This is a genomic window from Vibrio sp. MED222, from assembly GCF_000153005.1.
GTDB lineage: Bacteria > Pseudomonadota > Gammaproteobacteria > Enterobacterales > Vibrionaceae > Vibrio > Vibrio tasmaniensis_A.
This window is the reverse complement of record NZ_CH902607.1, coordinates 19,518-32,804: the sequence shown is the minus strand read 5'-3', so window position 1 is coordinate 32,804 and position 13,287 is coordinate 19,518. Positions and strand designations below refer to the sequence as shown.

10 protein-coding genes are annotated in these 13,287 nt (G+C 43.1%); 6 read left to right on the top strand and 4 right to left on the bottom strand.

The window, feature by feature from the left end:
• Positions 1–171: 171 nt before the first annotated feature.
• Positions 172–2,397, bottom strand: coding sequence for an NADP-dependent isocitrate dehydrogenase (locus tag MED222_RS14545; protein ID WP_009846335.1), 2,226 nt, complete (start codon positions 2,395–2,397; stop codon positions 172–174).
• Positions 2,398–2,736: 339 nt separating this feature from the next.
• On the opposite strand from MED222_RS14545, the gene MED222_RS14550 reads away from it, so the two are divergent.
• The gene (locus MED222_RS14550; protein ID WP_009846334.1) at positions 2,737–3,465 is read left to right on the top strand and encodes a pseudouridine synthase; all 729 of its coding nucleotides are present in this window, start codon (positions 2,737–2,739) and stop codon (positions 3,463–3,465) included.
• Positions 3,466–3,546: 81 nt separating this feature from the next.
• Here MED222_RS14550 and MED222_RS14555 read toward each other — a convergent pair whose 3' ends face one another.
• Together MED222_RS14555 and MED222_RS14560 are read right to left on the bottom strand one after the other, a co-directional pair.
• The gene (locus MED222_RS14555; RefSeq protein ID WP_009846333.1) at positions 3,547–4,209 is read right to left on the bottom strand and encodes a YccT family protein; all 663 of its coding nucleotides are present in this window, start codon (positions 4,207–4,209) and stop codon (positions 3,547–3,549) included.
• Positions 4,210–4,303: 94 nt separating this feature from the next.
• On the bottom strand, positions 4,304–5,272 hold the full coding sequence (locus MED222_RS14560) for a porin (protein ID WP_009846332.1): 969 nt from the start codon (positions 5,270–5,272) through the stop codon (positions 4,304–4,306).
• A 513-nt stretch (positions 5,273–5,785) separates the two neighbouring features.
• Between MED222_RS14560 and dinG the strand changes: the two genes are divergently transcribed.
• The 5 genes from dinG to MED222_RS14585 all read left to right on the top strand — a co-directional run bounded on the left by dinG (position 5,786) and on the right by MED222_RS14585 (position 10,671).
• The gene (gene dinG, locus MED222_RS14565) at positions 5,786–7,861 is read left to right on the top strand and encodes an ATP-dependent DNA helicase DinG (protein ID WP_009846331.1); all 2,076 of its coding nucleotides are present in this window, start codon (positions 5,786–5,788) and stop codon (positions 7,859–7,861) included.
• A gap of 128 nt (positions 7,862–7,989) precedes the next feature.
• Positions 7,990–8,769, top strand: a complete 780-nt coding sequence (locus MED222_RS14570; protein WP_009846330.1) for a sulfite exporter TauE/SafE family protein — start codon at positions 7,990–7,992, stop codon at positions 8,767–8,769.
• Positions 8,770–8,792: 23 nt separating this feature from the next.
• Entirely contained in the window at positions 8,793–9,341 is a 549-nt protein-coding gene (locus MED222_RS14575; RefSeq protein ID WP_009846329.1) for a primosomal replication protein, read from the top strand.
• The gene (gene rsmS, locus MED222_RS14580; protein WP_009846328.1) at positions 9,331–9,501 is read left to right on the top strand and encodes a pleiotropic regulatory protein RsmS; all 171 of its coding nucleotides are present in this window, start codon (positions 9,331–9,333) and stop codon (positions 9,499–9,501) included. Before MED222_RS14575 ends, rsmS begins: the two co-directional genes overlap by 11 nt.
• A gap of 36 nt (positions 9,502–9,537) precedes the next feature.
• Positions 9,538–10,671, top strand: coding sequence for a ribosomal protein uL16 3-hydroxylase (locus MED222_RS14585; protein WP_009846327.1), 1,134 nt, complete (start codon positions 9,538–9,540; stop codon positions 10,669–10,671).
• 144 nt (positions 10,672–10,815) lie between these two features.
• Here the strand turns inward: MED222_RS14585 and MED222_RS14590 are convergent, their stop codons facing one another.
• Positions 10,816–12,933, bottom strand: a complete 2,118-nt coding sequence (locus MED222_RS14590) for a methyl-accepting chemotaxis protein (RefSeq protein WP_009846326.1) — start codon at positions 12,931–12,933, stop codon at positions 10,816–10,818.
• Between the last annotated feature and the right edge of the window lie 354 nt (positions 12,934–13,287).

The window sequence follows — 13,287 nt, the reverse complement described above, 5'->3', positions numbered from 1 at the left end:
GGTCTAGGTCTAGGTCTAGGTCTAGGTCTAGGAAGCATTATGAATAAAAAAAGACGCTTTAACGTTATCATTAAAGCGTCTTTCGTTTTGACTTTATCTGTGACTTAACTGCCAGACCAAGCAACTCGTTAGTAAATCATGTTCATGACTTACTAACGATGAGTCCAATCACTATGCGTCAATAAATGCGTTTAGCGTTGAGCTTGGGCGCATTAGTGATGAAACCAATGCATCATCAAGTAGGTAATAACCGCCTAAGTCGCCAGCTGGACCTTGAGCGTTATTCAGCTCAGCAACAATAGCTTCTTCACTTTCAGCCAATTGAGTTGCAACACCTGCGAACTCAGCAGCAAGGTCAGCGTCAACCGTTTGCTCAGCCAGCGCTTTCGCCCAGTATGCTGCAAGGTAGTAGTGGCTACCACGGTTATCAAGCTCACCCACTCGACGTGAAGGAGACTTGTTGTTATCTAGGAATTCACCCGTCGCTTTATCAAGCGCGTCAGCGAGAACTTGTGCCTTAGCATTCCCCGTTACTACGCTTAGGTGCTCTAGAGATGCCGCTAGTGCCAAGAACTCACCAAGAGAGTCCCAACGCAGGTGGTTTTCTTTCTCTACTTGTTGAACATGCTTAGGCGCAGAACCGCCAGCACCTGTTTCAAACAGGCCGCCACCGTTCATAAGTGGAACAATCGATAGCATTTTAGCTGACGTACCAAGCTCTAGAATCGGGAACAAATCCGTTAGGTAATCACGTAATACGTTACCTGTAACCGAAATAGTATCTAGGCCTTCTTTGATACGAACCAGTGAGTACTGAGTTGCTTCTAAAGGAGCAAGGATCTTAATTTCAAGACCATCGGTATCATATTCAGGAAGGTAAGCGTCAACTTTCTTAATAAGCTGAGCATCATGCGCGCGAGACGCGTCTAGCCAGAATACTGCAGGAACACCCGAAGCACGAGCACGAGTTACCGCTAGCTTAACCCAGTCTTGAATCGGTGCATCTTTAACCTGACACATACGGAAGATATCACCTTCCTCTACGTCTTGCTCTAGAAGCACAACGCCTGAAGCGTCAACAACTTGAACCTGACCAGCAGCTTCAAGGATAAAAGTCTTATCGTGAGAACCGTACTCTTCGGCTTTTTGAGCCATCAAGCCAACGTTTGGTACACTACCCATTGTTGTTGGATCGAAAGCACCATTCTCTTTGCAGAAATCAATAACTGCTTGGTAGATGCTTGCGTAGCTGCGATCAGGAATCATAGCTTTCGTGTCTTTTTGCTTACCTTCTGGATCCCACATTTGACCTGAAGAACGCAGCATTGCAGGCATAGATGCATCAACAATGATGTCGCTTGGAACGTGTAGGTTAGTAATGCCGCGATCCGAATCAACCATCGCTAGTGGTGGTTGAGTCTCGTATACCGCTTGTAGGTCAGCTTCAATCGCTTCTTTCTGCTCTTGAGGAAGCGCAGCAATTTTTGCGTATACATCGCCGATGCCGTTGTTTACATCAACACCAAGCTCTTCAAACAGTTGACCGTGCTTAGCGAATACGTCTTTGTAGTAAACCTTAACTGCATGACCAAAGATCACAGGGTCAGATACTTTCATCATCGTCGCTTTCATGTGAAGAGAAAGCAGTACACCTTGCTCTTTAGCTGATGCGATCTCTTTCTCGAAGAACGCAACCAAAGCGGCCTTGTTCATCACTGACGCATCAATGATCTCTTTATCTTGCAATGCAAAAGCGGGCTTCAGAGTTTTCTTCGCACCATCTTTACCAACGAATTCAATGCTAACTTCTGTAGCACCTTCAATTGTTACTGACTTTTCGCTGCCGAAGAAGTCTTTGTCGTCCATACTTGAAACGTGCGACTTAGAATCCGCAGACCAAGCACCCATTGAGTGTGGGTTCTTCTTCGCGTAGTTTTTAACAGAAAGTGGAGCGCGGCGATCCGAGTTACCTTCACGTAACACAGGGTTTACAGCACTGCCTTTGATTTTATCGTAAGTCGCTTTAACGGCTTTCTCTTCGTCAGTGTTTGCTTCTTCTGGGTAATTAGGAAGTGCGTAACCTTTTGACTGAAGCTCTTTGATTGTTGCTTGAAGTTGAGGAACAGATGCAGAGATATTTGGAAGCTTGATGATGTTCGCTTCAGGTGTCTTAGCTAACTCACCTAATTCTGCTAATGCATCACCAATACGTTGCTCTTCGTTCAGGTAGTCAGGGAAGTTGGCAATAATGCGCCCTGCAAGTGAAATGTCGCGAGTATCAACGTTAATACCAGAAGAAGCCGTAAAAGATTGAATGATAGGCAGCAGAGAGTAAGTTGCTAGCGCCGGAGCTTCATCAGTAATGGTATAGATGATCGTTGGTTTTTCAGTAGGCATGAAATTTCCCTATAGTTCTTACAAGCTCACTTAAAGCAGTGAGAGTGTTATAAATTGACCAGTAAGCCACTCTGAGAGTGAAAACTGCTTACTCGATAGTCGTACTCTATCTTATTTTTCATGCAATCTTGATGACAGCATGAGCCAAATCCGTGAGTGCATTGTTTTAATAAAAGAGCCAGTTATAATAAAACACGAAGGTATAATTAAACAAATCAGGCTTAAGAGTCCATCAACTTGTTCTATTTTGTGTCTTTTAGGCGCGCAAATGATAGCTCAATTCCGTTTCTATGAAAACTTTTCGGCACACTTCGTTTACATTTTTGCAAGGTAGTTAACATGTCTACTCGCTCACGCAGCGCATCTCGTTCAGACAAACCGGCTCGTTCTGGTACCACATTAAAACAAAGCGGTAATAGACAGAATCAACACAGTGGCAAAAATGACACTGGCAGTTCACACAAAAAACCGCACTCCAGCAAACACCGATATAAAGGCAAACCTACCAACGCAAAGCCTAAGGTAGCGCCCGAAGATCGCAAAGTGATTCTATTCAACAAACCTTTTGATACTCTCAGCCAGTTCACTGATGGCGAAGGTAGAAAAACGCTAGCGGATTTTATTCCCGTAAAAGATGTTTATGCTGCTGGTCGCTTAGATCGAGATAGTGAAGGTTTATTGGTCTTGACTAATGATGGCATCTTTCAAGCTAAGTTGACTCAGCCGAACTCAAAATCGACCAAGACTTACTGGGTACAGGTTGAAGGTGCGCCTTCTGAGAAAGATTTAGATAAATTGAGAAAAGGTGTTGAGCTAAAAGATGGTATGACATTGCCTGCAGAAGTAGAAGTGATGCAAGAACCTCAGGTTTGGGAAAGAACTCCTCCTGTGCGCTTCAGAGCGGCGATACCAACAACATGGTTAGCGATTACCATCATCGAAGGACGTAACCGTCAGGTAAGACGAATGACGGCAAACATAGGCTTCCCTACCCTGCGTCTAATCCGCTACTCAATGGGCAATATGGATGTGGGTCAGCTTCAGCCAGGTGAATGGAAAGATATTTAGCTGTTACTGATACAGAAAAAGTACTAATATAGCAAAAGCGAGACTCTTATTAGTCTCGCTTTTTTTGTAGATGAAGATTGATTACTCTTGGTCAATCATCCATTTACGGAATTCTTTACGTTCTTGCTTAGAAGCTTTGATGTACCAAGCCTGCAATTGCTCAATATTCTGAGTCTCAGCCAGTTTCACTGGTTTCTGAGCTTTGCCGCTTGTCTGTGCTGTCGTATTATCTACCACAGAAGTTAATACTACCGCTTCAGCTGGCTTATCAAGTAACACGCCATCTTTAAAATAGACTGCCTTACTTGCATTGTACTCAGCCAGTCGAGACTCTAGCCCGCCAAATGGCGCAAAACCGGGTTTGCGTTCAATAACATCTTGCTGATATTTAACAGTCACATCATCCTGAAAAACTACCCATGATGGATTCACAGCTTCAAAGGTCTTCTCCGCTTCCATATAGCTACGTACTTTTGGAGCCTTAATTTCAACCTCTTCACCAGTAACATCAAAATTCAATACATAAGGTGCCGAAGAGTAAACACCGCTGTTACCAAATTTTTTATCAAAGCGAACTAAAACCTGGTTAAAACCTTCATTAATCTGATTTTCACTGATTTTATTCGGAGCTGCTTGACCATTAATGTATAGGATAGATACGCCTTTCTGAGGCGTTAGGGTTGCCGCACTTACACTGCCAATAACAGTTGTAAATAAACCTAAAACTAGTAATGCTTTCTTCATCATGTCTCTCTTTCAAATCGAATAAACTACTCTTTATACTAACAAAAAAGCCACCCTAAGGTGGCTTTTTTTCTAAAACTCGATTACGAGATCATTAGAATGATGCTTCAACACCAATTGCTAGACCGTTATCAGCTTTGTATGTAGCTTTATCATCTGAATCGATACCACCAACTTCCGCGTACACTTTAGTGTTAGGTGCGATTGCGTAAGTAGAGTTAACGAACCAACGATCTTCGTCTTTAAGAGCTACATCGTGGTCACCGATTGAGTAACCAGTGTTGAAGCCCCAAAGACCCATAGTGTAACCCGCAGCAAATGCGATTGTTGCGTTGTCATCGTTCGCTGTATCAGAGTTTACACCGTAGTATGCTGTAGATAGGTAAACGTTCTCGATACCAGAGAATACTAGCTCAGCACCGTAACCTTGGTGATCGCCTTTTGCCACGTTTGTGTCGAAATCAGCAACGAAAGCAGAAATATCAAAATCAGCAAAACGGTAACCCATACGAGCGTCGAAGTACTCAGTATCTTTACCTTTCTCTTCTTTGTTGTTTGCGCCACTTACTTTGTCTTGTACGTAACCTAGAGTTGCGTAAAGAGCACCATTGTCGTAGTCGTAACGAACAGCTTCGTCAGCACACTCGTTAGTTGCATTATCTAGAAGTGTAGAGATGCCGTAAGCTTCATCTTTACCAATGCCTAGATCATCAACAGCAGTACATAGGCGACCAAACTTAATTGAACCTAGAGTATCGTTGTATGCTGCTACGTATGTATCACCGTTACGAGTTTTTTCAGCATTTGCGTTCTCAGAACCGTTGAATTCCCAGTAAGCGCCTACTTTCCACTCTTCGTTTACCATGTACTTGATATCAAAACCGAAGTCAGCATCTTCGATTTTTTGTTCCATTGAAGAACCTTTTTTGTACTCGTTGCTGTATACAACTTCGATGTCGCCTTTAAGGTCAACAGAAACGCCGTCTTGGTTGTAAATTTCGATTGCTGCGTTTGCAGAACCAGCTGCTGTCATAACTGCTAGAGCTAATAGAGTCTTTTTCATAATAAATCCACTGCCTTTTCTAAGAATGGGAGATCCTTGCCCGGTTCCCTTTTATTTTTTATGACTGGTCATTACTACTCTTTGGTAGTTAATCACCGCCACTAAATTTCGTGGTCTAGATTGCAAAAGATTATCCTGCGTGTCAAATAAACTAAAAACAAACCTAAAAAAAACAAAAATACATAAAAATCATAGGTTTACATTTTTTTTCATCATTTTACGAGCAACTTACCCTTAAATTTAAAGGGAAATATAATAGCCCAAATAAAGAACAATTAAGTATAATACTCCACTCATTTAGGTTTAAATCGTGATTCACAGAACTTAACACCTGCATCGTGCGATTTTTTAATATATATATTTCGTAACATAAATAAAATCGTTAAGTTCCTGAAGGTTCAGTTTTTTTTTGTGAACGAGATCTACCTTTGATTCAAAAGCAAGCTATTTTGCGGTAAATGTACCGACTAGTGATATGTGCTACTATCCTCGCTCCGTTACGTAGGTCACAGTATGCTAACTACTAAAATTCAAAATTCTATACGCACCAGTTATCAAAACCTCCAAGATCAGTTGGATAACTTTGTACCTCGACGTGCTCAAAATTACCTTGTTGCAGAAATAGCGAAGACACTTTGTGGTCAATACCACAAAAGTAATCGCATGATTGTTGCTGAAGCAGGTACCGGGATCGGGAAGTCACTGGCTTATTTAATGGCAACAATTCCTGTCGCCGTGCTCAACAATCGTAAAATCGTCATTTCAACAGCGACCGTTGCGCTACAAGAACAACTCGTCAATAAAGATCTCCCTCTATATAGACGACTTACTGATAGAGAGTTTTCTTTCATCTTAGCGAAAGGAAGACAGCGTTATTGTTGTACAGAGAAGTTGGCCGCTGCGTGTGGGGTTGATGGTGGTCAAATGGCCATGTTCGATTCCAAACCAAAAAAGAAAGACATCGAGCAACTGCAAACCATGTACCGCAGCCTCACCCAAGGTAAATGGGATGGCGACCGTGATTCGTGGCCAAAACCTATCGACAACATGATTTGGCAGATGATTGTCAGTGATAAGCACAGCTGTAACAACAGTATGCCTACGCACAGAGACTGCCCTTTCCAAAAAGCACGTTCAGAGCTAGATAAAGCAGACGTGATTATCGCCAATCACAGTTTAGTGATGGCTGATGCGGACCTAGGCGGCGGTGTGATACTGCCAGAACCAGAAAATAGCATCTATATATTTGATGAAGCTCACCACTTGCCACACGTAGCGAGAGATCACTCCTCTGCTGCCGCAAGCTTAAAAGGTGCTGCCTCTTGGTTAGAGCGTTTGAATCAATCGATCACTAAGCTTTCGGGGCTAGCAGACGAGAAACGTGTTCATAGATTTAGAAATGAGTTGCAAGACTCAGTACAACAACTGATCCCGACTCTGACTCAAATGAGCAAACAGTTTGACGCTAGCCACTTCGAAGATGGCTTGTATCGCTTCGAGCATGGTGACTTACCTGAATGGTTAGAAAGCGAATCGAAAGATCTCAAACAATTAACGCAAAAGGCGAGCCAAGCCGTAGCAAAAATTGCAGACTTGATTGCAGAACGAGTTAAAGACGGAGAGCTTTCAGCAAAGCTTGCAGAGCCTGCGCTTGCAGAAATTGGCTTCTATATACAAAGAACAGAAAACCTTGCTCAAGTATGGCGATTAATGGCTGAACCTAAGAGAGAAAAAGGGGCGCCTTTGGCTCGTTGGCTTGAATTAAGCAAAGAAAGCGAGGGAGACTTTGTTGTTAATGTCTCACCATTAGAAGTCGGTTGGCAACTGGACCAACAGATTTGGAGTCGTTGTGTTGGTGCAGTGTTAGTATCTGCGACCATGAGAGCACTCAACTCTTTCAGCTTTTTTTGTCATCAATCAGGTATCAGCCAAAAAGCAGAAGATGGCGTACAATTTCTTGCTTTGGCATCGCCGTTTGATTATCAGAACCAAGCTGAATTAGTGGTACCTGCAATGAAGTACGAACCACAAGCACCTCAGTTTACCGAATATCTTATTGAAATTTTGCCTAAGGTAATAGAAGACAACAAAGCCAATCTCATTCTATTCTCTTCTTATTGGCAAATGAACCAAGTGGCCGAGGCTTTGGCAACAGATTTCGTTAAAAAGTCGTGGGCGTTACAGGTTCAAGGGGATACCTCACGAACTGAAATCCTAAAAAAACATAAAAAGCTCATAGACCAAGGTAAAACCAGCGTTCTTTTTGGAACGGGTAGCTTTTCTGAAGGTCTTGATCTGCCTGGCGAGCTGCTTGAAAACCTTGTTATTACCAAGATCCCTTTCGGTGTTCCTACCTCTCCTGTAGAGCGGGCACATTCAGAATATATTGAATCTCGTGGCGGTAATCCTTTTATGCAGATTACTGTTCCAGAAGCGAGTAAAAAGCTTATTCAATCTGTGGGTAGATTGCTGCGTAAAGAACGAGATTCTGGTAAAGTCACGATCCTTGATAGACGCATAGTCACGAAGCGATACGGAAAGTCCCTACTCGATTCGCTACCGCCTTTTAAAAGAACAATAAAATACTAATTTTCCTACCCTCGTGGTAGTTATGGGCCTGCCATCGCTAGGCCCTTGCATTCACAACCCAGCATGACTAATCCCTCGATTCTTCATGTGGCTGCCCGAACGGCCGATAACGAGAACACTAGCTATTTATGGAAATGATTGAGCCAACCATGTTGGTCATACTTGCCTTGGTTGCATTTGCTGCAGGCTTTATTGATGCTGTCGCCGGTGGCGGAGGGATGTTAACTGTACCAGCTTTGCTATCGCTTGGTTTACCGCCACACATTGCACTCGGCACTAATAAGCTGGCCGCAACATTCGCCTCATCAACAGCCGCTTTTACTTACTATCGCAAGAAGCTGTTCAAACCTGAATGTTGGGTCAATGCTTTCATATCTACTTTAATAGGTGCAACAATCGGCACCCTGACTGTTGATGCCATAAGCACAGAGTGGTTAGAGAAGGTATTACCGCTAGTCATTCTTGCAGCAGCGGTCTATACCATTTTTCATAAGACTCCAGATGTGAGCCATAATGTGTCTCCTAAACCGTGCCCGGTACTCAAGAGAAAGCAAAAGTACCAAGGATTCATTCTCGGCTTTTATGATGGTGTTGCTGGCCCAGGAACCGGCGCTTTTTGGACTGTGAGCTCGATGGCGCTTTATCGTCTCAATATCTTACTTGCTTCAGGTCTATCTAAAGCCATGAACTTTACCAGTAACTTTACGTCTTTGGTTACCTTCGCAATTCTTGGTCATATTGATTGGGTTCTTGGTTTAACTATGGGTCTTTGTTTGATGGCTGGAGCATTTGTTGGGGCACATTCTGCTATTCGTTTCGGTGCTACATTTATACGACCTGTTTTTGTTACTGTTGTAAGCGTACTTGCGATTAAGCTGGCTTACGAAGCTTGGTTTGTAACCTTATAGCCCAGTCGCCCAAGGTAAGTAAAATGAATCACTTCTCTAAATTAAAAAGCGTCATTGATACCTTAATTGGCCATTGCTCGCAGGTTGATAAATCTCGAGGGGCTTATCATCAAGCCTTGTTCGATAGAACCTTGTTTAAGTGCAGCTCTTCTATTTTACTGCCCTACGCACTCGAAACTCAGGCAACGTACAACACTATTGTTCGAGAACAAGCGACAAACCAACTTACTGCTTCTCGGGCCAACTACCTGACAGAAAAACTCACTAATCAGATAGCTGCAATCCAAAGAGAACTAGCCAACCATGATTTAAGGTTAGATCGAAAAAGTAAGTCAGGAAAAAACCTTAACGACCTATACAACGAACTCGCTCAGCACCAAGATTGGCAAAAGCGACTGGTTGATTTAGTACGAGTACGCAAGTTAGCGTTTGATTCTGCGCCTCGCCACAGTAAGAAAAAAGCGGACGAGGCTTGGCAATTAGCAAAAGAACGATTAGAACGCTGCGAAGACTCAATGAAAAATATTGAGAGACTGATTAACTTAGAGAACCCCAAGCGAAATGAACACTGATAACCCATCATCACCACTGGATAACGCCCCAGAAGAAGTTAAGTTAGCTGTCGACCTGATCTATCTGCTCGAAAGCAACGAAATCGACCCAAAGGTTGCGTTAGAAGCAATTAAGATTGTCCAACAAGATTTACAAGCCAAACTAGCATCTAGCATCTAGCATCTAGCATCTAGCATAAAAACATACAGGATTCACATGTACCAACTTAGCTTTTCTATGCCCGAGTTTCTTGAAAACTACTGGCATAAAAAACCAACCATCTTGAAAGGTGGCTTCCAAAACTTCATCGACCCAATTTCGCCGGAAGAACTTGCTGGTTTATCGATGGAAGAAGAAGTGGATTCTCGCTTTGTCTCTAACCTCAACAACCAATGGACAGCAGAACATGGTCCATTCTCAGAAGAGAAATTTGGCGAACTCACTGAAACACATTGGCAATTGATCGTTCAAGCGGCTAACCACTGGCATCAAGGTGCCAATAAGCTGACTGAAGCGTTCCAAGCTTTACCAAACTGGTTATTCGACGACCTAATGATCTGCTACTCAGCACCAGAAGGCGGCGTAGGCCCCCATATTGATCAATATGACGTATTCATCATTCAAGGCCAAGGTAAACGTCAGTGGAAGGTTGGCACGAAAGATGTCGGCCAATACAAAGAGACAGTCCAAGCTTCTGCACTTCGTCAAATCGAAGGTTTTGAACCGATCATTGATGAAACTTTAGAGCCGGGCGATATCCTTTATATCCCACCGGGTTTCCCGCATGAAGGCAACACGTTAGAGCCGTCAATGAGTTACTCTATTGGCTATCGCTCCCCTAAAGAACAAGAGCTAATCAGCAACTTCGCCGATTTTGTACTTGCTCATGATATGGGTGACGTTCATCTTCACGATCCAGAATTCAAAACGCAAGATGGTTACGGCAAGATTCGTTCATCGGATTTAAGCAATCTAACTGACATGTTGAAATCTGCACTAGAGCAACCTGAAACCATCAGCGAATTCATGGGGTGTTTGCTAAGCCAATCACGCCACCAGCTTGATATCGTCGCTCCTGAGCCATTATGGACAGAAGAAGAGATCGCTCAGCACTTAGAGTCAGAAGGCGAGATTTGTCGAGTATCGGGCTTAAAAGCGCTCTACCATGAGAATGAAAGCAACACAGCTTACATCAATGGGGAAGTCGTTAAAGTTGAACAGGCTGATTCTTCGCTACTAAACGTACTGTGTGATGATTCGGTAATTAACTCAACAACTAATCTTTCTCCTTCAGGTGTAACCGTCGTGACGGAATTGGTGAATAAAGGTTACTGGTTTATCGAAGACTAACATCGTTAATCGGTTTCGCGGATATCGCCAAGCCCTAGAGCCTTGGAGCCCAAGAAAAATAAAAGGGACAAATGAAATCTTCATTTGTCCCTTTTTCTATTCAATTGTTAACTAAGCTTAAAAGCTATACAGTGAACAACTAGGCTAAACCTTGAACTGATTAACCAATTTCTGCTGCTGTTGGGACAGTTGATCAATTTCGCTACCCACTTGTTCAGAAGCTGCGGCTTGATCCAAGATCTTCGCACTCAAATCACGGATATTAACGACACTTTGGTTCACTTCACCGGAAACCGATTGTTGCTCTTCTGCCGCTCTCACGATCTGGTTGTTCATATCACTGATCGCTTCTATAGAAGTAAAGATCGAACCCAGATCTTCGACCGCTTTTTGAACATGTAATGCCGTGTCGTTAGCGAGAATATTACCTTCTTGTATCGCTTCAACGACATCTTGAGTGCCCGCGTGGACCTTGTCGATCACGGTTCTGATTTCACCAACCGATGACTGTGTGCGACTTGCGAGGTTTCTTACCTCATCAGCAACGACGGCAAAACCTCGACCTTGCTCACCTGCACGAGCCGCTTCAATCGCCGCATTCAATGCCAGTAAGTTGGTTTGCTCAGAGATCCCTTCAATCACACTTAAGATCTCAGTGATGTTACCGTTATTTTTAGCCAACTCTTCAACAATAGGCACGGCGCTCGACATACGATCCACCAGCTTTCTCATTTCACCGGCAGAAAGTTCGATAACCTGTTGGCCTTGCTGAGCAGAACGATTCGCTTCACAAGCGGCATCAACGGCTATTTCAGCATTTTGTACCACTAAGCCCGAAGTCTGAGTCATCTCTTCTGCCGCGGTCGCCACAAGATCCACTTCTTTAAACTGAGACTCACTACTTTCACGAGTACTTGATGCAGAGGCCTTCGCCTGGCTTGTCGTGCTCGCCACTTGCTCAGTGGTCTGAATCACCTCTTTAATAGTGTGTTGAAGCTTGTCTAAGAACAGGTTAAACCCTTGTGACAACTGACCAATTTCGTCTTGAGATTTCACTTCCAAGCGTTGCGTTAAATCACCTTCACCAGAAGCAATATCGTTCAGTCTTTCAACTACCTGTCGAATAGGCTTAACAATGGACAGTGAAGCAAAAGCGATGATCGCTAGACCGAAAAGAATAAAGCTAATACCCGCAATCACTTCAGTCTTAATACCTTCACTTAGCTTAGTACTAATAATGGCATCCAATTGATTCGCGTCAGCAACCACACTCTCTCTTGGAATCTCAAACAGCACACCCCAAGTTTGGTTGGCGGCAACAACAGGTGCAAATGCGAGTAACCACTCACCATTCTCACTCCATTGAGTCGTGACTTCACCACCAAAGATAAAGTCCGTCATTAGATCGCTACTTGTATTGTTGCTTTGAAAACTCGAACCAACCGCAATACTTTGATCATCAGAAGCGATAACGGAACCATCTAAACTCACGACGTAAACCGCCCCTGCACCTTCAAACAAGCTTTGATCCGATTGAGTGACAACATTGGTCAAACCATCGAGCCTTAAGTCGATGCCCAAGAAACCAATCGCCACATCATCAACGATGATAGGCACCGAAATCGAAGACGTAAGCAGTTCTTGACCAACGCTACTCACAACTCTTGGCGTACTAATACACGTTTGGCCAGATGACAAAGGACAGAAAAAGCGTTCGCTATTGCTGTTATCACTCAATGTTGATTCTGATAACACGTTTGGAAGAACGTTCTCGCCATTATCTGCGACCTTCCAATAAGGAGCAAAACGCCCTCTTTCATTCGAGCCGACATAATCCGCATCGACATAATTCGCATCTTCAGCATCAAGTAAATCGGGCTTGAAGACTAGGTAAGCTCCTTGAATAGAATCAAAGTTCAAAACAGAACGACGAACCATTTCATCTAACGCAGTACGAAGCTCTTCACTTGGGGTAAAGTTTTCGTCTGCGTTGTTCTTTAGAAACTGAGCACTAGAAGCCAACATTTCTGCTCGATAAATAGCTTCATCGACATAACGTTGAGTTTCCTGAGCATTAAGCTGAGAAACGGATGCCAACAACTGTTGAGTTTTGTTAATCACCGATTCTGAGCTTTGAGATTTTATGACCTGTTGATTGCTCGTCGCGTTGTAGATCGAGAAACCAATGAGAGACAGTGACGTAATGATTAAACAACAACCTGCTAAGAGGGTTATTTTCCACTGTACTGATAGAGAGCGCATTTAATATCCTTATTTAAGCCAAAAGACTTCCATAACCGTAACCATCACATTAGTAACAAACTGCTATGCACAATGTGAATGAGTTAGACGAATAGCTTAGCGGATAATTACAGCACAAATTACGTGCATATAAAACGAAAGTTTATAGAAATGTTAATAAATCGTGTACTTTGTCTGTTATTGCTTTGATTTCAAGAGCTTTCAGCTTGTCAGACTTAGGCTTCTTTGTGCCTACGCTTCCGGTCATGAATAACGCAAATTGATTCAGAGTAATGCAACATTTTAAGGAAGCCAATGACTCCTTATTATTTTATAACCCCAATAAAATCGGATTAGTTTTTATAATCCAAGCTA

Bases quoted from the DNA above. Each gene is read 5' to 3' on its own strand.
- MED222_RS14545 (WP_009846335.1), bottom strand. From the start codon at position 2,397: ATGCCTACTGAAAAACCAACGATCATCTATACCATTACTGATGAAGCT.
- MED222_RS14550 (WP_009846334.1), top strand. From the start codon at position 2,737: ATGTCTACTCGCTCACGCAGCGCATCTCGTTCAGACAAACCGGCTCGT.
- MED222_RS14555 (WP_009846333.1), bottom strand. From the start codon at position 4,209: ATGAAGAAAGCATTACTAGTTTTAGGTTTATTTACAACTGTTATTGGC.
- MED222_RS14560 (WP_009846332.1), bottom strand. From the start codon at position 5,272: ATGAAAAAGACTCTATTAGCTCTAGCAGTTATGACAGCAGCTGGTTCT.
- dinG (WP_009846331.1), top strand. From the start codon at position 5,786: ATGCTAACTACTAAAATTCAAAATTCTATACGCACCAGTTATCAAAAC.
- MED222_RS14570 (WP_009846330.1), top strand. From the start codon at position 7,990: ATGGAAATGATTGAGCCAACCATGTTGGTCATACTTGCCTTGGTTGCA.
- MED222_RS14575 (WP_009846329.1), top strand. From the start codon at position 8,793: ATGAATCACTTCTCTAAATTAAAAAGCGTCATTGATACCTTAATTGGC.
- rsmS (WP_009846328.1), top strand. From the start codon at position 9,331: ATGAACACTGATAACCCATCATCACCACTGGATAACGCCCCAGAAGAA.
- MED222_RS14585 (WP_009846327.1), top strand. From the start codon at position 9,538: ATGTACCAACTTAGCTTTTCTATGCCCGAGTTTCTTGAAAACTACTGG.
- MED222_RS14590 (WP_009846326.1), bottom strand. From the start codon at position 12,933: ATGCGCTCTCTATCAGTACAGTGGAAAATAACCCTCTTAGCAGGTTGT.